At 45.8% G+C, this 20199-nt stretch carries 25 protein-coding genes; 22 read left to right on the forward strand and 3 right to left on the reverse strand.

The window, feature by feature from the left end; genetic code table 11:
• The first annotated feature begins 188 nt into the window (after nucleotides 1–188).
• From DSM107010_RS41240 to DSM107010_RS14150, 9 genes are all read left to right on the forward strand, one after another.
• Nucleotides 189–332 carry a hypothetical protein gene (locus tag DSM107010_RS41240; protein ID WP_241994214.1) on the forward strand — a complete coding sequence of 48 codons (144 nt, stop codon included), beginning with the start codon at nucleotides 189–191 and terminating at the stop codon, nucleotides 330–332.
• Nucleotides 271–906 (forward strand): DUF998 domain-containing protein, encoded by a 636-nt coding sequence (locus tag DSM107010_RS42945; protein ID WP_422387882.1) that lies wholly within the window; start codon nucleotides 271–273, stop codon nucleotides 904–906. The genes DSM107010_RS41240 and DSM107010_RS42945 overlap by 62 nt, the downstream gene beginning before the upstream one ends.
• Nucleotides 863–1174 (forward strand): element excision factor XisI family protein, encoded by a 312-nt coding sequence (locus tag DSM107010_RS14120; RefSeq protein WP_106167895.1) that lies wholly within the window; start codon nucleotides 863–865, stop codon nucleotides 1172–1174. The genes DSM107010_RS42945 and DSM107010_RS14120 overlap by 44 nt, the downstream gene beginning before the upstream one ends.
• A gap of 386 nt (nucleotides 1175–1560) precedes the next feature.
• Entirely contained in the window at nucleotides 1561–2448 is an 888-nt protein-coding gene (locus tag DSM107010_RS14125) for a DUF2267 domain-containing protein (RefSeq protein ID WP_106167894.1), read from the forward strand.
• 302 nt (nucleotides 2449–2750) lie between these two features.
• Nucleotides 2751–3383 (forward strand): hypothetical protein, encoded by a 633-nt coding sequence (locus tag DSM107010_RS14130; RefSeq protein WP_015155396.1) that lies wholly within the window; start codon nucleotides 2751–2753, stop codon nucleotides 3381–3383.
• Nucleotides 3384–3511: 128 nt separating this feature from the next.
• Nucleotides 3512–4108, forward strand: coding sequence for a hypothetical protein (locus tag DSM107010_RS14135; RefSeq protein WP_015155397.1), 597 nt, complete (start codon nucleotides 3512–3514; stop codon nucleotides 4106–4108).
• A 9-nt stretch (nucleotides 4109–4117) separates the two neighbouring features.
• Complete coding sequence (locus tag DSM107010_RS14140) at nucleotides 4118–4438, forward strand: hypothetical protein (protein ID WP_127023202.1); 321 nt, start codon at nucleotides 4118–4120, stop codon at nucleotides 4436–4438.
• Nucleotides 4338–5513: a cysteine desulfurase family protein gene (locus tag DSM107010_RS14145; RefSeq protein WP_127023205.1), complete on the forward strand. Its 1176-nt coding sequence runs from the start codon at nucleotides 4338–4340 to the stop codon at nucleotides 5511–5513. The genes DSM107010_RS14140 and DSM107010_RS14145 overlap by 101 nt, the downstream gene beginning before the upstream one ends.
• A 99-nt stretch (nucleotides 5514–5612) precedes the next feature.
• Nucleotides 5613–6347, forward strand: coding sequence for a DUF1995 family protein (locus tag DSM107010_RS14150; RefSeq protein WP_127023208.1), 735 nt, complete (start codon nucleotides 5613–5615; stop codon nucleotides 6345–6347).
• Between the two features lie 40 nt (nucleotides 6348–6387).
• Here DSM107010_RS14150 and DSM107010_RS14155 read toward each other — a convergent pair whose 3' ends face one another.
• From DSM107010_RS14155 to DSM107010_RS14165, 3 genes are all read right to left on the reverse strand, one after another.
• Nucleotides 6388–6765, reverse strand: a complete 378-nt coding sequence (locus tag DSM107010_RS14155) for a hypothetical protein (RefSeq protein WP_015155400.1) — start codon at nucleotides 6763–6765, stop codon at nucleotides 6388–6390.
• A gap of 120 nt (nucleotides 6766–6885) precedes the next feature.
• Nucleotides 6886–7260 (reverse strand): hypothetical protein, encoded by a 375-nt coding sequence (locus DSM107010_RS14160; RefSeq protein WP_015155401.1) that lies wholly within the window; start codon nucleotides 7258–7260, stop codon nucleotides 6886–6888.
• 771 nt (nucleotides 7261–8031) lie between these two features.
• Complete coding sequence (locus tag DSM107010_RS14165; protein ID WP_106167425.1) at nucleotides 8032–9609, reverse strand: calcium-binding protein; 1578 nt, start codon at nucleotides 9607–9609, stop codon at nucleotides 8032–8034.
• A 209-nt stretch (nucleotides 9610–9818) separates the two neighbouring features.
• On the opposite strand from DSM107010_RS14165, the gene DSM107010_RS14170 reads away from it, so the two are divergent.
• From DSM107010_RS14170 to DSM107010_RS14230, 13 genes are all read left to right on the forward strand, one after another.
• A complete protein-coding gene (locus tag DSM107010_RS14170; protein ID WP_106167424.1) occupies nucleotides 9819–10751 on the forward strand; it encodes an RluA family pseudouridine synthase in 933 nt (310 codons plus the stop codon).
• Nucleotides 10752–11350: 599 nt separating this feature from the next.
• The gene (locus DSM107010_RS14175; protein WP_015155405.1) at nucleotides 11351–11869 is read left to right on the forward strand and encodes a phycocyanin/phycoerythrocyanin subunit beta; all 519 of its coding nucleotides are present in this window, start codon (nucleotides 11351–11353) and stop codon (nucleotides 11867–11869) included.
• A 130-nt stretch (nucleotides 11870–11999) separates the two neighbouring features.
• On the forward strand, nucleotides 12000–12488 hold the full coding sequence (locus tag DSM107010_RS14180) for a globin family protein (RefSeq protein ID WP_015155406.1): 489 nt from the start codon (nucleotides 12000–12002) through the stop codon (nucleotides 12486–12488).
• Nucleotides 12489–12623: 135 nt separating this feature from the next.
• Complete coding sequence (locus tag DSM107010_RS14185) at nucleotides 12624–13466, forward strand: phycobilisome linker polypeptide (protein ID WP_106167423.1); 843 nt, start codon at nucleotides 12624–12626, stop codon at nucleotides 13464–13466.
• A 62-nt stretch (nucleotides 13467–13528) separates the two neighbouring features.
• Complete coding sequence (locus DSM107010_RS14190) at nucleotides 13529–14293, forward strand: HEAT repeat domain-containing protein (protein WP_015155408.1); 765 nt, start codon at nucleotides 13529–13531, stop codon at nucleotides 14291–14293.
• A 119-nt stretch (nucleotides 14294–14412) separates the two neighbouring features.
• Nucleotides 14413–15063 (forward strand): HEAT repeat domain-containing protein, encoded by a 651-nt coding sequence (locus tag DSM107010_RS14195; protein ID WP_106167422.1) that lies wholly within the window; start codon nucleotides 14413–14415, stop codon nucleotides 15061–15063.
• A 683-nt stretch (nucleotides 15064–15746) separates the two neighbouring features.
• On the forward strand, nucleotides 15747–16265 hold the full coding sequence (locus DSM107010_RS14200) for a phycocyanin subunit beta (RefSeq protein ID WP_106167421.1): 519 nt from the start codon (nucleotides 15747–15749) through the stop codon (nucleotides 16263–16265).
• Nucleotides 16266–16362: 97 nt separating this feature from the next.
• Complete coding sequence (gene cpcA, locus DSM107010_RS14205) at nucleotides 16363–16851, forward strand: phycocyanin subunit alpha (protein ID WP_106167420.1); 489 nt, start codon at nucleotides 16363–16365, stop codon at nucleotides 16849–16851.
• 150 nt (nucleotides 16852–17001) lie between these two features.
• Nucleotides 17002–17880: a phycobilisome linker polypeptide gene (locus DSM107010_RS14210; RefSeq protein WP_106167419.1), complete on the forward strand. Its 879-nt coding sequence runs from the start codon at nucleotides 17002–17004 to the stop codon at nucleotides 17878–17880.
• 89 nt (nucleotides 17881–17969) lie between these two features.
• Nucleotides 17970–18293 carry a phycobilisome linker polypeptide gene (locus DSM107010_RS14215; RefSeq protein WP_015155413.1) on the forward strand — a complete coding sequence of 108 codons (324 nt, stop codon included), beginning with the start codon at nucleotides 17970–17972 and terminating at the stop codon, nucleotides 18291–18293.
• A 57-nt stretch (nucleotides 18294–18350) separates the two neighbouring features.
• Entirely contained in the window at nucleotides 18351–18590 is a 240-nt protein-coding gene (locus tag DSM107010_RS14220) for a phycobilisome linker polypeptide (RefSeq protein ID WP_015155414.1), read from the forward strand.
• A 16-nt stretch (nucleotides 18591–18606) separates the two neighbouring features.
• A complete protein-coding gene (locus DSM107010_RS14225) occupies nucleotides 18607–19425 on the forward strand; it encodes a HEAT repeat domain-containing protein (RefSeq protein ID WP_106167418.1) in 819 nt (272 codons plus the stop codon).
• Nucleotides 19426–19501: 76 nt separating this feature from the next.
• Complete coding sequence (locus DSM107010_RS14230; protein ID WP_106167417.1) at nucleotides 19502–20140, forward strand: HEAT repeat domain-containing protein; 639 nt, start codon at nucleotides 19502–19504, stop codon at nucleotides 20138–20140.
• The last annotated feature ends 59 nt before the right edge of the window (nucleotides 20141–20199 follow it).

The raw sequence follows: 20199 nt of genomic DNA on the forward strand, positions 1-20199 counted from the left end.
TTATACAAAAAGTTTTCGTATAACAGTCAAACGTGGGGTGTTATACGGAAAAAGTCCGTAGAAATAGCCTATATAAGATTAGATATACGGAAACTCTCCGTATAATAAACAGCTTAGACGGACATAGCAATGTCGCGACACCAAGAAGAATCATAGCAACCGATGGTGCCGCACTTATGTAGCGTAGTATGCGCGCAAGCAAAAAACTCAAAGCCAAAGTCGGCTCGGAGGTGAACAATGGTACGAAAGGTCTTGCTCGTCTGCGGTATCTTGTCTTCACTACTCTATGTTGCCACCGTCGTACTCGCAGCTATACGGTGGGAGGGCTATAGCTCCACCTCTCAAACCGTCAGCGAACTAATCGCTATCGACGCTCCGACGACACCACTCGTCGTTCCGCTTTTCATCACGTATTCCCTACTCGTGTACGCATTCGGAGTGGGCATCTGGCGATCGGCTGGTCGAAAGCGCGCTCTGCGCTTCGCGGCGGTCGGACTGGTCGGAAAGGAGGTTCTCGGCTTGGTAGTAACGCTATTTTTCCCGATGCACCTACGTGGGGTCGAGGGAACGCTTACCGATACCATGCACGCAATTCTCACGGGTGTGGGCGTTCTCTTCATGCTGCTCGCCATAGGGTTCGCGGCTACGGCATTCGGAAAGCGGTTTCGCCTCTACTCCATCGCGACAATCCTGATACTTCTCGTGTTTGGCATTTTGGCAGGTTTGGACGGTTCCCGGCTTACGGCAAACTTGCCTACGCCGTGGATGGGAGTTTGGGAGCGTATTAACATCTTTGGCTACATGCTATGGGTCGTGGTGCTGACCATCATGCTCTTACGCATCCAAGATACTGTAGCCCCAGATGACTCCGGCGGGAGAAGCAATTTTGGATCGGTCGGTTCTTGATGACCGAACCTCCCATCTAACAATCCCTTTGCACGCCGACCGTATAGGGCAGTATCTGGTTTTAGATCTAGGCTGGAATGGCGATAAATATCTCCATGCGACACCTATACATCTGAGTGCGATCGGTGATAAAGTCTGGGTGCAATATGATGATACAGAAGAAAGTGTAGTCACCGATCTGATGGAAGCAGGTATTCCTAGAGAGAATATAGTGCTTGGTTTTCGACATCCAAAATTAGGGCAGCATACAGGTTTTGCTGTGGCATAACGCTCGAAAGTGGCGATCGCAACATCACAAGTCACTGAACGTAATGCTCTGAATTGGATTCGAGAATAGTCTGTTCCGCAAATTTTAGCCACTCAAAGCTTTTCTGAAAAAATATATCTTTAGGGAAATAGACAATAACAACCAAACTGTTTCTTCAAGCTCATGCCTCAAAATTTCTGAATATGTTTCCTGTGACAGATGTAAGCAAGTATTTATTCTTAATACCTTAAATGGCAATGGCTGTAGATCCGAACTAAATTCGATCCTCCTTCAGTTCATTTACACTAAGACTTGAATTGAGTCAAGCACTAGAGGGACTGAAAAACAATTTGTTGGTTCTCTTTAGCTACAGTCAAAATCTGCATAAAAAGCTAAGGGGTAATTTCATGACCATTCCATTAAGAGAAGATGTTGCCTACATTATTTTGAAAAAAATCAATGAAACTGGGCAAGAATTGCATCCAGTAAAATTTACTGCTGATGACTTTATCGGTCGCGAACCAACAAAAGCCGAACTATTAGGACACTTGGATTATCTGAATCAAAAGCAGTATATTAAGGCTGAATTTAGTGGTAATGCTTATGGCAACCAGGAAGATGTTCCCGATGCTGTAAATCCTAAAGAAGTTGATTTTAGAGTTGCCAATACTTTTGGTTCATCTGATGGTCCTTTGCCACATTTGATTACTTTCAAACAGGCAGAATTGACAGAAAAAGGTCGCCGAATGTTGGAGAAGATGGAGGCAAAACCTCCAGAAGAATTAAAAGAAGGTCCCTCAGTTCCCATTGCGACTAAAGACATGCCTTTCTTAGAGAAAGTCATGCTTAAAAGCGGACTTGAGGATCTGTTTGATGCTAGAGATGTCACAGAAGTCGTCTATCGCGTCATGCGCGATTTAATGACAACGGAAGCATCAGATCGAGTGGCAGAAGAATTAGAAGATAAGGAAGTTCTGCCGACAGAAGACAAAGCGTTGCAAATGGAAATAGCTGACTTGTGGAATGATACCAATCCCATCGTTCGCTTTTTGAGTAGAATTCGTCCGCCTTTCTACCACTCAGATAGTTCTGACATTACTAACGTTAATGACAATCGCTTCTTGGCACGAGTTAAAGGTGAAGCACCAACAGCAAAAACTGCTTTCGATTTAGATACCGAACAAGTAGTTAAAGCTGTATTTTCTGCTACCAAGGACGAACTATCGGAAGAAAGAGTTAAAGAAATTGCTAACTGCTTACCTCCAAGAGTTCGGCAAATGTGGGAAACAGCTTAGGAACATTTGAAGTTAATTTTGAGTCAGGGTAGGAGACAACTCCTACCCTGTTTTGTCATTGGTTATTGGTCATTTGTTACTAAACGACCCAACCCCTCTTGAGAAATAGCAGGTGGTATGTATTATTTGTTGCTATAATTCAATGTCGAACTACCCAAATGCTTCTCGAAAAGCAAAGTTTTAACTAACTATTGCTAGAGAAATTTGGTTGATTTATATAACTCATCAGTTCAGATGCAGCCTTGGCTGGAAAAACAGTCAAATCTAGATTCACGTAAATATATATATGTAACTGGAGAAAAATGAAGAACTGTAGTATGAGGCTGCGCGGCTCGATCGCAATGCTAGGTGTTATTTGTAGCAGTTTGACAATCGATTTACCTGCCGTTGCTATACCCCAAGCAGAGCAAAAGTCAGTACTTACGTCTCTTTCTCAGATCGTTACAGTAGCACCACACAATAGCTATATTTCACAAACTACACAAATTCCCCAAGTTTCGCCTGCTCCCGTTCAACCACCCCTACCCGAACAGCAGCAGCCTCCTAATACGCAAGTGTCCCCTACTCCACAAGTTTCGCCTTCTCCCATTCAACCACCCCTACCCGAACAGCAGCAGCCTCCCAGTACGACAGTGCTATTGAATCAGGGCAAAGTTAGTATTAAGCTGATCAATCAGACAGGAGCAAAAATCACTTATCAAGCAATTGGCAATACAGCACCGCGATCGCTCCCAGGAAAATCGGATGTCACGCTCAAAAACTTAGTTACACCTACAACGGTGACATTCAAGCGCGAAGATGGCGGATTGCTGAACGCAACTGGGCGATCGCCAACTCCAGGAGTACTAGAATTAATGCTAGATGCAACCACCGACCTCGGGATAGATAAGCAATCTCTGCAAATTCAACCGACTGGAGACGTATTTCTGAATTAGATCCGACTCACTACTGACTCAATCACAATTTACAAACGAATAATTCTCCTCTTGATAGACTAGTATCATTGGGTTAATTTTGTGCTAGCACACGAAAACTCAAGTTATTTATTCCCCATCACCCATTCATGGTTACAGCAGTGAGTTCGACATCGTTTCTGCTTCCGCCTACTTTAGGTGCTTTTTTGCCCTCCCTACCCCTGGATAGCCTCTTCTCTACACAGGGGATTATGGTGATGCTACTAGCAGCCTATGCGGTTGCTATGTGGATGTTTCTCACCAGCGCCCCGAAGGTCTATACCGTTATGGTATCTGACTTAGAGATTGCCCGTCAGCTTTACGAAGGAATGCTCAATCTCCCCGCTGCCGAAGTTCCTTTACACTACTACTACAACTACGAGCAAACCTTGGGCGCAGCTGGAACGATCGATCCTTACTACATCTCTCCTAGTCCGAGTTTTACCAGCACCAAAGGATTTAACGGTCCCGATGGATTGTGGTATCAACTCAAGAAAAACACCCAACTCCACATCATTACTGGAGCTAGTTTAGGGAAGAAAAACCAGCAGCGCCATGTCTGTTTCGATCGCGAATGTTTGGAACAAGTCTTGATGCGGGTGGAAATGATGAATTTAAAGCACAAAATTCTCAGCCAGAAGCCATTAAACTTCTTAGTCAAAGATCTTGAAGGACAGATTATTGAGATGGCAGAAGTGTCTAATTAGGAGTGAGGAGTGAGGGGACAAGGGAGACAAGGGAGACAAGGGAGACAAGGGAGACAAGGGAGACAAGGGGGAACTCGCTCTTCCCCGCGACCGAAGGGAGTGGGGATTAGGGGGACAAGGGGGACAAGGGAGAGCGGGGACAAAATTCTCTCTTGTATCCTCCCACACTTCCCACGCTTCCCACACCCCACACCCCATTCATCGCGCACCACATATTCTCTTGACATCCATGCAGATTTATCTCGACTACAGCGCGACAACGCCGACTCGTTTAGAGGCGATCTCGACTATGCAAGCAGTGTTAACTCAACAATGGGGCAACCCATCTAGCTTGCACGAGTGGGGCGGACGCGCTGCAACGGTGTTGGAACAAGCCAGAATGCAGGTGGCTAGCTTAGTCAACGCCCGTAACGCCGAGTCAATTATCTTCACTTCCGGTGGTACAGAGGCAGATAACTTAGCAATTATGGGGGTTGCCCAACGCTATAGTAGTCCCCAGCACTTGATTATTTCTAGTATCGAACACTCGGCGATCGCAGAGCCAGCAAGGTCACTAGAACGGTGGGGTTGGCAGGTGACTCGTTTACCAGTAGATGGCAACGGGTGCGTGAATCCCGATCGCTTGCAAGCAGCACTTCAACCAAATACAGTTTTAGTTTCAATCGTTTATGGTCAAAGTGAAGTTGGCACGCTACAACCAATTGAGACTTTGGGCAAGATTACCCGTTCCCACGGCGCATTGTTTCACACAGATGCTGTCCAAGTTGCCGGACGCTTGCCTATAGATCTGCAAGAGCTACCTGTAGATTTATTATCCCTTTCCAGTCATAAAATCTACGGTCCTCAAGGGGCAGGAGCGCTTTACATTCGTCCTGGGGTGGAGATCGTGCCGTTACTAGGTGGCGGCGGACAAGAATCAAAACTGCGATCGGGAACGCAAGCAGTACCAATTATTGCTGGTTTTGGTATTGCCGCAGAACTTGCCGCTCAAGAAATGCCCACGGAAACATCGCGCTTGGTGTCATTGCGCGATCGCTTGTTCGCTCAATTAGCTGACGTGCCTCAACTCATCCCTACAGGCGATCGCCAGTCACGTCTACCGCACCACGCTAGTTTCTACATTAAAGGCGCAGATGGCGAGAAAGTCAGCGGGAAAACTATCGTGCGGCAAATGAATTTGGCGGGAATTGGGATCGGCGCTGGTTCTGCTTGTCATAGTGGTAAGCTTTCTCCCAGTCCCATATTACTAGCGATGGGATATGACAAAGCTGCGGCTTTGAGTGGAATTCGCTTAACTCTAGGTAGAGAAACCACAGCAGCCGATATTGACTGGACGGCAACGGTACTGAAACAAATTTTAGATCGCCTCATACCTGTAAAATTACAGTTATCAGTTAACAGTTAACTGTTATCAGTTATCAGTGGTAGTTGGTAGTTGCTCTGCAACTCTCTCTTCTCCCCCTCAGCTCCCCCAGCTCCCTCAGCTCCCTCAGCTCCCTCTCATATGACAGAATTTCCCAAAACGCTAGAACAGGCGATCGCCCAAGCAGCAGTAGCCACTTCAGCAGCGATCGCGGATGGATATACTCGCCTGCAAGTGGAGTTAGCGATCCCAGAACTCAAACCGATGTCTGTTGCCGAGCAATTTTTAGCAGAATTTACTCAGTTCGGCTCCCAACTTAAGGTGTTTTTTCCCGATGCAGGTGCGGCGGCGCTAGCACGGCGGGATTGGGGAGAAGTACCATTTAAAATTGTCGATATCGGCACGCGATCGCCGCTGGAAGAAAAAATAGAACCAGAAGATGAGGCTTTGTTATTTATTTCGCCTTCTGCGGTAGAAGTCGAACGAGTAGAAAAGTTGTGCGAGTTAGCTACATGTCCTACAGTGATGCTCAATCCTCGTTTGGAAGACGTGGCGATTGTCGGGATTGGTTACGCTGGAAGACAATTACGCACCCGCTTTCTCAATAATATTGAATCTTGCTACTATTTGCGCCCCATCGAAAATATCTCCGTATTCCGTTCCTACCCCGGTGAATGGCAAATCTGGCGGGAAATAGAAGAAGAGTTTCAGTTAATTACCGAACAACCAACAAAACCAATGGGCGATGAAATCGATGCCATTCTCTACGGAGATACGAGTCAATCCAATTCAACTGAAGCTGCTAATGCTTCTGGATCGAGAAAACCAGGAATTTTCGCTAGTATGCAAAGATTCTTACGGACTTTGAGTCGCTAAGAAATTCATTTTGACTTTTACCTTTTGACTTTTGACTTTTTTAAGCTACCGGATCGAGAGGTTGACAGAATTCATCCACGCCTTGTTTTTGAACGTATAACAAAACAGGCATTACCAGTAGGGTAGGGCAGATTTTAGCTGCTGTTAGTTGTTCTACTACTGGCGCAAAAGATTCATTTGCTAACGCAGATCGCAATTCTTGGCGACAAATAAAGGCACGACATTTCTTTGCCAAACTCGATAACCACTCTGCATTTGCTATATCTGGTTGCTGTCCGGCTCGAATTGCTAGTACCATAGCTGCATCTTCTAAATCTCCCTCACACTCTTCTATTTCTTGCAAAGCAGCAAGAGCATTGGGATAATTTGTCAATTCAACCTGCAATTTAGTAATTTCTTCTAAAGTAACTTGCGTCATGGAAAGGTTGGGAGCGAGAATTAAATCAGTGACCAGTTATCGATGACCAGGCGCGACAGTGACTCCTGACCAACAACTTATGGATTATTTGTGATGATAACTGATAACTGATAACTGTTCTTACAAACCTACTAATTCTCGCGACTCAAAATCAGTGAGTTGCTTGGCAATTTCTAGTCTTGCTTCTAGTTTGGCAACACTAAATTGATTGCGTAAATATTCTAAGTGCGCGATCGCATTAGCTTTATCAGCCGTCAGTCGCATGAGTGTATTGACTGCCGTTTGATATTCTTGATGAGTTAGCAGAACTTCAAAGCGACGTGCCTTACGTTGAGTGTCGTTTTTTAAGTCTATATCGAACGCCGATAGCCGATCGGCGTTTCCTTCTTCACGGCTAATTAGCTGTTGAACTGCCATAATTTGCGAGTCCAGTTCGTTTACTCTCTGGGCTGCTTGGGCGATCGCGGCTGGGTAGTGATTCAGTTGCGTTACCATTATCAATCTTCGACCAACTCAAATTTTTTCACGAAAAAGCAAGTGAAATTAAGCTATTAGCAGCGATTTATTGGAGTCAATCTTGATGCTAATTAACCTGCTGCTTTCCTCTTTATTTTAGCATTTTTGAATTGAATTGAAAGGTAGAAAAACCGTTCCTGGTAAATCTTGATAGCTTTCTACATAACAAAATTTTCTAGCAAGTCGCAAGAAAATCTTAACTTTAAATACATCTCTAAAATAGTTGCTCATGGCATCAGTAAATCGTATATCATGAAGCAATTAATTGCGGTTTTATGTTATAATTAAGAAGAAAGTTTTTAATACAATTTAGTTACTTTCATTAGCGATCGAAGAAAATCGCGTTGACGTGACATTTGTAGGGACGCACGGCTGTGCGCCCCTACAGATCGTCTGTTTTACCCAATTGAAACCCGCTATCAAAATTTCAATTCAAAATTTCCCGGTACGGGCGGGTTTTGGGTCGAGATTTCTGGTCATTAGCCGCGAACATACTTGCTAAACCCGCCCCTACAACTTTTGTTCGCTGATAACTGATACCAATTTACTCTTTGACTACGACAAAAGAGATCCCCCCAACCCCCCTTATCAAGGGGGGCTAGGGGGGATCTTCTGTAGCGTAGTTTTAGTGAAATGGTATGACCCCTCTTCTGTTACTTTAGGCAAATTCAACGAATCTACGTGGTTTTAGCCTACGAAAAATCAAGGTTTCACCCCAGTTTGACAGAAGAGGGATGACCTACTCGTGTCTTAAATTGGAACAGAAATGGGTTCGGGATTAGTGTAGAAAAAGTAGGAATTGCCCAGATTTAGCTTTGTTGGCGATATATCCTTAACAATGCCGATGAGTTCATCTGGTTCGCTTCCAGGTTTGTTGATGTATATTCCCGTACCTGCGGGTAAACTGCCAGAGGTTGCTTTTAGCAGATAGTCAGTCGGTTGTCCGATCAGTGTAATCTTGTCCTCTTGAAGGTTAAAGTCTGTAATTAACGCATAGTCATTGTTGCCAACAGTTGAAGCGTTGTCATCGTCGTAGTAGCGATAAGAGGAATAGTATTTACCACTTAATGACTCGCCCAGCCAAAAGTTATCTTTACCTGCACCACCTGTAAGAGTGTCTATCTGCCCTTTGCCCAGAACTGACGGATTGGGACGACCGCCACTGACGAAATCTGAATCCATCGGGCTAAATGGAGTTGTTCCTAAAAGTGAATCATTACCATTACCACCTAAGAGGATATCGTTGCCTTTGTCGCCAACAATGAAATCATCATGATCGCCACCTAATAAGGTATCGTTACCGTCAAATGCCCTGACGTAATCATTTCCTACCCCAGCGTCAAAATAATCGTCTTGAGAGGTTCCGTAAAAGTTATCCTCAGCAGTGGTAGTAAAGTAGCGATCGCTCAGTTTCAATCCCGATTTATTCTCTACAATTGCCAGCAGTTCGTCCGGTTGACTGCCTGGTTTGTCAAAATAAATTGCCGTACCTTGAGGTAAACCTTGAGGAGATGGTTTCAGAATATAGTTACTTTTAGCGCCATTCAGCCGGATCGTATCTTCTTGGGGATTGAAATCTTTAATTAAGCTGTAATCTCGCCTGCCGTCTGTGGTTGGATTGCCATCGTCGGTACTGTAACCGATTCCAAAAGTGTCTTTTCCCGCACCGCCAAATAACAAATCGATGTCGTTTTTGCCACCAATAGAATCATTCCCGCCAAAGCCAATGACGGAATCGTAACCGCCAGCGAGAAAGTCATCCCCAGCCCCACCATATATCGTGTCTTTGCCTCCACCTCCTACCAAGTGGTCTTTACCATCGCCGCCTTCTAAGATATCGCGATCGCCGCCACCATCTAGAAAATCATTGCCGATATTGCCATAAAGCTTGTCGTTACCGCTATCGCCTGAAACTTCGTCGCTACCGTCTCCGCCTTCTAAATAGTCTTCGCCATCACCTCCATGAATGTAGTCATTGCCACTCTGACCGAAAACTTTGTCGTTTCCAGAGTCTCCCCATAAGGCTTCACTCTCATTTCCTCCGACTAAATAGTCGTTGCCGTTACCACCCTCTGTATAGTCGCTACCCTCACCCCCTTCAATGTAGTCGTCACCGTCACCCCCCTGAAGATGGTCGTCACCGTTCCCACCAAATAAGCGATCGCTACCATTGTCGCCATAGAGGTAATCGTTTCCGTCTTCACCGTAGAGGCGATCGTTGCCCGAACTGCCTTGCAAAGTGTCATCCCCAGCTAAACTGTAGATTTGGTCGTCGCCTACAGTGCCAGTTAACGTGTCGTTATTTATCGTGCCTCTAAAAATCGCCATATAGTTATTTCTGTATTCATCGATGCAAAATTAAATCTGTTATAGTGCTGTATTTCGGAGAAAGATGAACCTTTGTGATAAAAAGTAATTGATACACCGTATCTTTTCTAACAATCGAACCTGCACTCTTGCTTGGCTCAAAGATGAATGAAGGGCGACTTAGATAAAATTAACAATGCGAAGTGCAGAGGAATCGATTTAGAGTAGTCGTGACAGAAATTCATTTACAGGTAACAGCCAGTGACGATCGCCTAGACCGTTACCTTGCCCAACAACTCACACAATTGTCGCGATCGCGTCTGCAACAGTTGATCGAACAAGGCTGCGTCCAGATTAACGATTCAGTTTGCACGGCAAAAAAAACAGAGGTGAAAACAGGCGATCGCATTCGGATCGAAATTCCTGCCGTTCAGCCGTTAGAACTCAAACCCGAAGCAATTCCCCTCGATATCCTGTACGAAGATGATTCGCTACTCATAATTAACAAACCTGCGGGGTTAGTCGTTCATCCCGCCCCAGGTCATGCTGATGGTACTTTAGTTAATGCTTTACTTGCCCACTGTCCAAACTTACCAGGCATAGGCGGAGTGCAACGCCCTGGCATCGTTCATCGTTTGGATAAAGATACGACGGGGGCGATCGCGATTGCCAAAACTGACCTTGCCCAACAACACCTACAAGCACAACTCAAGGCAAAAACCGCCCGCCGCGAGTACTTGGGTATTATTTACGGTGCGCCGCCGCCCAATGGAACTGTAGATTTGCCCATCGGTCGCCATCCTACAGACCGCAAAAAAATGGCGATCGTTCCTGTAGACAAGGGAGGACGGGCAGCGATCACCCACTGGCAAGTTAAAGAAAGGTTAGGAAACTATACTTTAGTTCATTTTCAATTAGAAACCGGGCGCACTCATCAAATTCGCGTCCATAGCGCCCATATCGGTCATCCCATTGTGGGCGATCCGATTTATGGGTCTGGGCGTTCTGTTGGTGTCAATCTTTCTGGACAAGCCTTACACGCTTGGCGACTCACGCTACAACACCCAGTAACTGGAGAGGCGATCGAGGTGACAGCAGCACCTCCAGCAGAATTTAACACGCTATTGGAAGTCTTACGGCGGAGAATGGCGATTTCTCGTTAGGCAAAAACATAATTTACGCATTGATTGTGATTGTAGGGGCATACAGATGTGCGCCCCCATAGATATGTTTTCTCGCGATCGCCATCTTTCATGAGAGTGAAAAAACTGAAAAATATTTCTACGATTTCTTAATTTTTAGTTACAAAACGTAATTTTTTTGGATGGGATATCGATAAGTATTAATGCTCTCAGGGTCAGATCGGACAAGGTCTTACTCTGTAAAATTGCCTAGTCGAATTACATAAAGTTTTGACATAAACAATTAAGTTGTGTAACTTGATTTTCATTTAGGATAACTGAAAGCTATTTGAGCAAATCAATTTGTTAGCTTTCCGTGCATTTTTACACAGTTTAATATTATTTAACCAATTGGAGATCGAGCGCATTGTATAAAAAACTTATGAGGAATTTATAGCAAATAAAACTTTTGTTTCTAGCGATATTTTCTCAGAATACTTTATAGCTAAACAGCGATATTTATCGGAGTAGCTATCGTCGGTATAGAGAAACATGCTGCCTGAGACAAAGTTTTGTTTGTGCTTTCCCGTGCGCTCGCACCGATAGAAATAGAAGCAATAAAATTTAGGAGAATTGAAAAAATGCTTGACGCTTTTTCTCGCGTAGTCGAACAAGCCGATCGCAAGGGTTCTTACCTGAGTGGTGATGAACTGAACGGACTTCAGGCGATGGTATCTGATAGCAACAAGCGTTTAGATGTAGTGAATCGTTTGACGAGCAACGCTTCTACAATTGTGGCAAATGCGTATCGCGCATTAGTAGCCGAAAGACCCGAAGTATTTAACCCTGGTGGTGCTTGTTTCCACCATCGCAACCAAGCTGCTTGTATCCGCGATTTAGGTTTTATTTTGCGCTACGTTACCTACTCCGTATTAGCTGGAGATGCAAGCGTCATGGACGATCGCTGTTTGAACGGACTGCGGGAAACCTACCAAGCTTTAGGTACTCCTGGTGATGCAGTCGCTTCAGGAATTAAAAAAATGAAAGATGCAGCAATTTCAATTGCCAACGACCCCAAAGGCATTACTCGCGGCGATTGTAGCCAATTGATGTCTGAAGTAGCTGGCTACTTCGATCGCGCTGCTGGTGCAGTTGCTTAATTTATCAGAAGCCAGGAGCCAGGAGTCAGGAGTCAGAAGAAAAGAAGAAGTCAGAATCTACAATTAATTCTTTTCACGACTCACGGCTCATCACTCATTACTTACTAATTAATTTGGAGAGAATTCACAAATGAAAACACCTTTAACTGAAGCGATCGCTGCTGCTGATGCTCGTGGTTCGTATGTTAGTAATACCGAAATGCAAGCAATTTTCGGTCGTTTCAATCGCGCTCAAGCTGGTATAGAAGCAGCCAAAGCTTTTGCTAATAATGGGAAAAAATGGGCAGAAGCAGCTGCCAATCACGTTTATCAAAAGTTTCCCTACACAACTCAAATGCAGGGTTCTCAATACGCTTCCACTCCCGAAGGTAAATCGAAGTGCGTGCGCGATATCGATCACTATCTTCGCACCATTAGCTATTGCTGCGTTGTCGGTGGTACTGGTCCTTTAGATGAATATGTTGTTGCTGGACTGAAAGAATTCAACAGCGCCCTCGGTTTGTCTCCTAGTTGGTATATTGCTGCACTAGAATTCGTCCGTGACAATCATGGTTTGTCTGGCGATGCTGCTGGTGAAGCCAATACTTATCTCAACTACGCGATCAACGCTTTGAGTTAAAACAACATCAACATAGATTTTTGCCTAATTGGTAATGGGTAATAGGTAATGGGTAATGGAATGTTTCCAATTCTCAACACCAATTATCAATTACCAATTAATTGTTAGTAATCAGCAAAATCAAGGGAATAAAAAATGAGTGGAACAGTTATAGCTCAGTTCGTCAATGATGCGATCGCCGATGGAAAAGTCGAGCTGCGACAAAATTGGACTGAAGACGATTTACAAAAAGTCTTTCGAGCTGCTTACGAGCAAGTTTTCGGGCGACAAGGAGTCTATGCTAGCCAAAGGTTTGCTAGCGCTGAATCGCTGTTACGCAATGGCAAAACGACAGTGCGGCAATTCGTGCGAACTTTAGCAAAATCTGAGTTTTACAGAGAATGCTTTTTCCACAATAATTCTCAGGGGCGTTTTATCGAATTAAACTACAAGCACTTATTAGGACGCGCACCCTACGACCAGTCAGAAGTTGCCTACCATGTCGATTTATATGCCTCAAAAGGCTTGGATGCAGATATTGATGCTTACATAGATAGTCCCGAATACGATGCAGCTTTTGGCGATTGGGTTGTACCTTTCCATCGCGGGTTTCAATCTCAACTCGGTCAAAAGACTGTAGGCTTTCCTCGGATGTTTGCTTTGTATCGCGGTGCAGCTAGTAGCGATAACTCGCAATATGGGCGGCGTAATGCTCGCTTGAGGACGCAAATATCTCGCAATCAAACTAACTGGATTACACCACCTTCATCGCCCTCTGGCTTGTCTTTTGGCTCCAGATCGGCTGGAACGCTGGGAGTTTCTCCCGCTCAAGGTGACAGTCGGATGTTTGTCATCGAAGCCATAGCGGGTACAGTTGGCAGTAGAGTACCCGTGCGCCGTAGCGTACAAGTATACAACGTACCTTTTGAGAGGCTGTCAGCGACTTACCAGGAAATTCATAAAACTGGTGGCAAGATCGTCAGAATTACGCCTGTGTAGATTTGGGAAATAACAGTAGGGGCGCACGGCTGTGCGCCCCTACTATTTAAGATTTAATCCGAATGAACGAACCAATTTTGACCCCAGAAGCCGCGATCGCAGCTTTGGCAGGAGAAGATAATCAAATTCGCTACTATGCCGCTTGGTGGTTGGGAAAGCATCAAGTACAGTCGGCTTGTGCGGCGCTGTGTGAAGCACTATTTGACGATCGCTATCGGTTGGAAACAGGGGGATATCCCTTGCGTCGTCAGGCAGCTAGAGCATTAGGGCAACTGAAAAATTCCCAAGCCGTGCCAGCTCTAATTGAAGCACTAAGCTGTCAGGAAGATCTACAACTGCGAGAAGCAGTCATTCAAGCTTTAGCTGCTATTGGCGATCGACGTGCAATTAACCCTTTGCTCGATTTGTTACATTCTCAACAGCAGCCAGATGAGGCTTTGATTGAAGCTTTGGGAACCCTACAAGTTTGGTCGGCTCGTCCGCAGATCGAGCCTTGCCTACAGCATCCCTCAGAGCGGGTGCAGTGTGCGGCAGCGCGGTATATGTATTTATTAACCCGCGAATCGCACTACATAGAACGTATTATCAAAACTCTCAACCACGACAATGTTTATTTACGCTGGGCAGCAATTTTCGATTTAGGCGCGATCGGTCAAAGTCAAGAGGTTATCCAGGCAATTATTGCGGCTAGGGTTCCCAACAATTTGAAGCTGTTGAATTTAAAGCAGATTCTAGAAGCTGGATTGAATGGTGATGCAAGAGATACAATCTCATCTGATTCTGGGCTGCTTTTCAATGCGATCGACGATTTGTTGATTCAGCTTTAGAAAAGTCAAAAGTCAGAAGTCAAAAGTCAAAAGATTTGTAGGTCAACTTTAGAAAAGTCAAAAGTCAAAAGTCAGAAGTCAAAAGATTTGCAGGTCAACCCGCCCGTACAGAAATCAAAATGACTCAATTTGATGTTAGCCAAGCTGACTGTACTTCCGTGCGAGTCAGTGATTCATTAGAAAATATTATCGAACAGTTACGTGCTAGCTCGACTCCAGCAGAGGCGATCGCGATAATTGAGGCGATCGCTGCTTATCGTACCCCCGATGCGATTCCCCCTCTCATCGAGGCATTAAGCCATCATCATCCAGGTGTAAGAGCAGTTGCTACCTCTCAACTCATTCAGTTGGCTTCTCTATCGTTAGAAGCCCTAATTTCCACCTACTACACGGCTACAGACCAAGGGGTACAAGCACACATCATTCAAGCTTTAGCTCAAATTGGTGATTGTCAAGCGATCGCCATTTTAGAAGAAGTCGTCGGGGTATCTGTAGCAAACCACTGTCAAGGAAACGTTCGGCGCATTGCTGCTAGAGGTTTGGGCAAAATTGGTAGTACGGCGATCGATGCTCAGATAATTCACCGTGCCGTGGATAAGCTGAGTTGGGCATTGCTGTCACCCGAAGATTGGGCGCTGCGTTACGCTGCTGCCTTATCCTTAGCAGAAATAGGCACGCAGGAGGCGATCGCTGTCTTGCAACAAGCCTTAACTCAAGAATCAGACCGTGTAGTTCAAATCCGCATCCGCATGGCGCTGGCGGGGGGCTAGAAGAGAGCTAAGGCAGCTGAGGGAGCAATTATAAGTCACAAGCCTCTCGCCTCTTGCCTCTTTTCATGCACCACTCTCTTGTCAACTACCAACTACCCATTACCAATTTCCCATTACCCATATTTTCGTAATTATCGGTAATATTTATCAGCAAACTATTCATATTTATTTACATTTATTTCATAACTATAAAGATTTAAAAACTCTGTATTTGCTCTTTTTACTTACATCAAGAAAATATTAAGAAAATATGAAAACATGTTTATACTGAATAATAAGTATAAATACTACTAAGTTTTTTAAAGAAAATCACAAAAATTAACCGTGAAATCTCTTATATGTAAAGGATTTGGAGCTTTTATTGATGGAATCACGCTAAGCTTAACAATTCGTAATAAATAATGCACTTATGGCGTTGTATAAACATAACCTGGAGGGATTAATAACAGACAGAAGTTCAGCAAAACTCAGGAAAAAAACAAGTTGGATATTTTCTCATAAAAGTAGAAGTTTTTCTCATAATTCTGACGACAACATAACAATCGTTGGTAGAGGAAATAAAAAACCAGCTTAACCGAGGATGCGGCTCGTGTTTGTTGTGATTCATTCCAAACTTGATAAAACACCGCCAATTTTAATCAAAAAAACTGCGCTCAACTTTCGCAAGTAGGAGAAATTAGTTCATGTTAGACGCATTTGCAAAGGTTGTTGCTCAAGCCGACTCCAGAGGCGAGTTCCTGAGCACCGAGCAATTTGACGCTCTTTCCGGTCTAGTAAGAGATGGTAACAAGCGCCTGGATACCGTAAACCGCATCACCAGCAACGCTTCCACCATCGTTACCAACGCTGCTCGCGCTTTGTTTGAAGAGCAGCCCCAGTTGATCGCTCCTGGTGGTAATGCTTATACCAACCGTCGCATGGCTGCTTGCTTGCGCGACATGGAAATCATTCTGCGCTACATCACCTACGCTGTAATGGCAGGCGATGCAAGCGTACTCGACGATCGCTGCTTGAACGGACTGCGCGAAACCTACCAAGCTTTGGGAACTCCTGGTTCTTCCGTAGCTGTAGGCGTTCAAAAAATGAAGGAAGCTGCTGTCAAGATTGCTAACGATCCCAACGGTATCACCCAAGGCGACTGCAGCCAGTTGATGTCTGAAGTTGCTAGCTACTTCGATCGCGCTGCTGCTGCTGTTGCATAAGTAAGGCTTTTAGCGATTAGCAATGACTAGCTAAACGCCAATCGTCCTTAACCTGACCCAAGTTAACCAACTGCAAATATTTAGAGAATTTCAAACAATGAAAACACCAATTACTGAAGCAATTGGCGCTGCCGATACCCAAGGTCGTTTCTTAGGCAACACCGAGCTACAAGCAATCAACGGTCGTTTCGATCGCGCTGCTGCTAGCATGGAAGCTGCTCGCGCTCTGACCAGCAAAGCTCAACAACTCGTTGACGGTGCTGCTCAAGCTGTATACAGCAAGTTTCCTTACACCACCCAAATGCAAGGACCTCAGTACGCTGCTGACTCACGCGGTAAATCCAAGTGCGCTCGCGATATCGGTCACTACCTGCGGATGGTTACCTACTGCTTAGTAGCTGGTGGTACAGGTCCAATGGATGAGTACCTAATCGCTGGTTTAGACGAAATCAACCGTTCCTTCGATTTGTCTCCTAGCTGGTACGTTGAAGCTCTCAAGCACATCAAATCCAACCACGGTCTGTCTGGACAAGCTGCTAACGAAGCTAACACCTACCTCGACTACGCTATCAACGCTCTAAGCTAGAGAGCATCAAGCTTGCCCAGAGAGGGGTGCAAGTGCTGGATCGAGAGAACTAGCAGTTGCACCTAGCTCTGGGCATTGTTTTTCGCATGTGCCAGAAAACCAATAGTCAGCAAACCCACTTTAAGATTAGTTGCTTCGGGAGAGCGGTGTATGAGCGTTTTACCAGCAGATATTTTAGCAGCAGCAGGACGGCTGGGTATTTCTGCATTTGATGCCTCATCCAGAGTCGAACTACGACCAGATTGGACAGAGGAAGAATTGCAATCGGTCATCCGAGCCGTGTATCGTCAAGTTTTAGGTAACGATTACGTGATGAAGGCAGAACGCCTGACTTCATCTGAATCTTTACTACGGCAAGGAAACTTTACTGTCAAAGATTTTGTCCGCGCTGTTGCCAAGTCAGATTTATACAAAAACAAGTTTTTCTATCCCAATTCCAACCAACGCTTTGTCGAACTCAATTTTAAGCATTTGTTGGGTCGCCCTCCTTACGACGAGGCAGAACTAGCCTATCATACAGAGCTTTGCGAAGATGTGGGCTACGATGCCGAGATTGACTCTTACTTAGATAGCGTTGAGTACGACAACAACTTTGGTAACAATGTCGTACCGTACTATCGTGGATTTTCTGTCGAACCAGGATCGAGAACAGTAGGCTTTAGCCGGATGTTCCGCCTCTATCGCGGTTACGCTACAAGCGATCGCGGTTCGATTGGAGGCAAATCCCCTCGCCTCATGGGAGAAATCGGTCGCAACCAATCTTCTACCATCGTTCAACCGTCTAGCGGTACGCGCTGGAATTTTGGTGCAGCGATTCCTAAAGATTCAGCTCCCAAAAAAGCGATCGGCGGGACACAAGAAGAAAGCGGACGAGTCTACCGGATTGAAGTCACGGGACTATTGCAACCAGGTTATCCCAAAGTGCGCCGGAGCAGCACTGCGATCATGGTTCCCTACGAGCGGTTATCGCAGAAGCTACAGGAAATCGCCAAAAAGGGTGGCAGAATCGTCAGCGTGAATCCAGCTTAGCAGTCATTTGTCATTCGTCATTTGTTCCAATCAATGACAAATGACAAATGACAAACCACACATTTAATCATTGCAGCGCCTCTTAAACTATGTTTGGTCAAACCTCACTTGGCAGTGGTAGGCTCAGTAACGCCGAAAATCGCATATTTCGCTATGAAGTTGAGGGGATGCGTCAGACTTACGAATCTGACCAATTGAGCTATCCCATTCGCAGTAGTGGCAGTTTTGTGGTTACGGTTCCCTACAACCGCATGAACGAAGAAATGCAGCGAATTCACCGCATGGGTGGCAGAATCGTGAGCATTGCACCCGTAACTTTTGATGGCGACGGTAAACCTAAAAGCGATGCGACCGCAGCTCATCAAAATGTCAAAGCCGAAGGCAAAAGCAAGGCGACAAAAGCCGATAAATAAAGATCGGAGATCTGCACTTAACTGAATAGCTTACGGTTATATGGAGATATAGAAGCAATGTTCGGTCAAACAACTGTTGGTGCAAACGGAGTTTCCTCCGCCTCTAGCCGGATGTTTCGTTATGAAGTCGTAGGCTTGCGGCAGAACGACGAAACCGACAAAAATAACTACGAGATCCGTCGCAGCGGTAGCGTATTCGTCACCGTTCCTTACAGCCGGATGAATGAAGAAATGCAGCGGATTACTCGCTTGGGTGGCAAAATCGTCAAGATCGAACCACTATCGACTGTGAAGTAGGCATAGGTTTGACGCAATGGAGTCTAGTGCGGAAGAACTAGAGGTAGGAGCAACGGGATTAACGGTGGCACAAGCGATCGCCAACCTGCGATCGCCAGATCTGAGCTTGCGTTATTACGCAGCTTGGTGGTTGGGCAAATTTCGCGTCCGAGAACCAGCCGCCGTTGATGCTTTGATCGCTGCCCTAGAAGATGAAGCCGACCGGACAGAATTAGGCGGTTATCCCCTGCGCCGTAATGCAGCAAGAGCCTTGGGCAAGCTGAGCGATCGGCGAGCAGTCCCAGGGCTTATTTGCTGTTTGGACTGCGACGATTTCTACGTCAGAGAAGCCGCAGCCCAATCTTTAGCCATGTTAGGCGATCCATCTGCTATCCCCGCTTTAGTGAAACTGTTAGATGGCGGCGTTAATGCTGCCGTTGACGTACCAGGTAGACCCCATCTGACTCAGCCCTACGATAGCGTTCTCGAAGCTTTGGGAGCGCTACAAGCCAAATCAGCCATTCCTCTGATTCAGCCATTTACAGAGCATCCGAGTCCCAAAATCCAATATGCGGCACTGCGGGCAATGTACCAGCTGACTCAAGAAGATAGCTACGGACAGCGCTTATTAGCTGGGTTGAACAGCGACGACCTGAAATTGCGGCGGGTCGTTTTATCAGATCTAGGGGCAATTGGTTACGTCGGTGCAGCCGCAGCGATCGCCTCCTGTAGGGCGGAAAATAGCTTCAAACTTCTCTCCCTCAAAGGACTCCTAGAGTCGCAACTGCAAACCCAGCCTACTCAACTTTCCGATTCAGCCATCCATTTGATGAGTCTGATGGATTCCTTATTGTAAGGCAAGAGGCAAAAAGTGTAGAGTTTAGCCTCTCTCTCTTTCCCCAGTCACTAGCCACTAGCCACTAGCCACTGCCATGACCACCTCAACCCAAAACCTCATTCAAGCCGTAGATCGGGCAGATTCGCCCGAAAGCTTGGTGGCGGCGGTGCGATCGCTGGCAGCAGCAAAAGATGAGGCGGGGATTGCAACTTTAATTGCCGTACTGGGTTACAACAATCCAGTTGCCGCAGTAGCAGCGGTAGAGGGATTAACGCAATTGGGTGCGAAAGCAGTACAGCCATTAATTGATAAATTGGATGGCTATAACTACGGGGCGCGGGCTTATAGCATTCGCGCTATAGCTGCGATCGCCGACCCTCTTGCTTTAGAAGTATTGGCGACAGCAGCAGCGACGGATTTTGCTCCTAGCGTCCGCAGGGCAGCTGCTAAGGGTTTGGGTAATCTACATTGGCAGAATATTGCCACTCCCGCCGATCGCGCCGCAGCACAGTATCAAGCCCTGGAAACCTTACTCTCAGTCTCTCAAGACTCCGACTGGTCGATTCGTTACGCGGCTGTGGTGGGCTTGCATGGTTTGCTACAACTATCAGACCTGCAAGCAAAAATTCAGCCTCATTTAATCCAAATTATTGAGTCCGATCCCGATTCAGCAGTCCGCGCCCGCGCCCAACTCGCGCTCGGCGTTTCCGCAGATCGGTACGGGCGGGTTTAACCGCAGAATTATTTGTTCTAGTACAGCTTGCTTAAAAAAACCCGCCCCTACGACAACCA

It is taken from the genome of Chroococcidiopsis cubana SAG 39.79 (genome assembly GCF_003991895.1).
Taxonomy (GTDB): domain Bacteria; phylum Cyanobacteriota; class Cyanobacteriia; order Cyanobacteriales; family Chroococcidiopsidaceae; genus Chroococcidiopsis; species Chroococcidiopsis thermalis.

Bases quoted from the DNA above. Each gene is read 5' to 3' on its own strand.
- DSM107010_RS41240 (WP_241994214.1), top strand. From the start codon at position 189: ATGCGCGCAAGCAAAAAACTCAAAGCCAAAGTCGGCTCGGAGGTGAAC.
- DSM107010_RS14120 (WP_106167895.1), top strand. From the start codon at position 863: ATGACTCCGGCGGGAGAAGCAATTTTGGATCGGTCGGTTCTTGATGAC.
- DSM107010_RS14125 (WP_106167894.1), top strand. From the start codon at position 1,561: ATGACCATTCCATTAAGAGAAGATGTTGCCTACATTATTTTGAAAAAA.
- DSM107010_RS14130 (WP_015155396.1), top strand. From the start codon at position 2,751: ATGAAGAACTGTAGTATGAGGCTGCGCGGCTCGATCGCAATGCTAGGT.
- DSM107010_RS14135 (WP_015155397.1), top strand. From the start codon at position 3,512: ATGGTTACAGCAGTGAGTTCGACATCGTTTCTGCTTCCGCCTACTTTA.
- DSM107010_RS14145 (WP_127023205.1), top strand. From the start codon at position 4,338: ATGCAGATTTATCTCGACTACAGCGCGACAACGCCGACTCGTTTAGAG.
- DSM107010_RS14150 (WP_127023208.1), top strand. From the start codon at position 5,613: ATGACAGAATTTCCCAAAACGCTAGAACAGGCGATCGCCCAAGCAGCA.
- DSM107010_RS14155 (WP_015155400.1), bottom strand. From the start codon at position 6,765: ATGACGCAAGTTACTTTAGAAGAAATTACTAAATTGCAGGTTGAATTG.
- DSM107010_RS14160 (WP_015155401.1), bottom strand. From the start codon at position 7,260: ATGGTAACGCAACTGAATCACTACCCAGCCGCGATCGCCCAAGCAGCC.
- DSM107010_RS14165 (WP_106167425.1), bottom strand. From the start codon at position 9,609: ATGGCGATTTTTAGAGGCACGATAAATAACGACACGTTAACTGGCACT.
- DSM107010_RS14175 (WP_015155405.1), top strand. From the start codon at position 11,351: ATGCTTGACGCTTTTTCTCGCGTAGTCGAACAAGCCGATCGCAAGGGT.
- DSM107010_RS14180 (WP_015155406.1), top strand. From the start codon at position 12,000: ATGAAAACACCTTTAACTGAAGCGATCGCTGCTGCTGATGCTCGTGGT.
- DSM107010_RS14185 (WP_106167423.1), top strand. From the start codon at position 12,624: ATGAGTGGAACAGTTATAGCTCAGTTCGTCAATGATGCGATCGCCGAT.
- DSM107010_RS14190 (WP_015155408.1), top strand. From the start codon at position 13,529: ATGAACGAACCAATTTTGACCCCAGAAGCCGCGATCGCAGCTTTGGCA.
- DSM107010_RS14195 (WP_106167422.1), top strand. From the start codon at position 14,413: ATGACTCAATTTGATGTTAGCCAAGCTGACTGTACTTCCGTGCGAGTC.
- DSM107010_RS14200 (WP_106167421.1), top strand. From the start codon at position 15,747: ATGTTAGACGCATTTGCAAAGGTTGTTGCTCAAGCCGACTCCAGAGGC.
- cpcA (WP_106167420.1), top strand. From the start codon at position 16,363: ATGAAAACACCAATTACTGAAGCAATTGGCGCTGCCGATACCCAAGGT.
- DSM107010_RS14210 (WP_106167419.1), top strand. From the start codon at position 17,002: ATGAGCGTTTTACCAGCAGATATTTTAGCAGCAGCAGGACGGCTGGGT.
- DSM107010_RS14215 (WP_015155413.1), top strand. From the start codon at position 17,970: ATGTTTGGTCAAACCTCACTTGGCAGTGGTAGGCTCAGTAACGCCGAA.
- DSM107010_RS14220 (WP_015155414.1), top strand. From the start codon at position 18,351: ATGTTCGGTCAAACAACTGTTGGTGCAAACGGAGTTTCCTCCGCCTCT.
- DSM107010_RS14225 (WP_106167418.1), top strand. From the start codon at position 18,607: ATGGAGTCTAGTGCGGAAGAACTAGAGGTAGGAGCAACGGGATTAACG.
- DSM107010_RS14230 (WP_106167417.1), top strand. From the start codon at position 19,502: ATGACCACCTCAACCCAAAACCTCATTCAAGCCGTAGATCGGGCAGAT.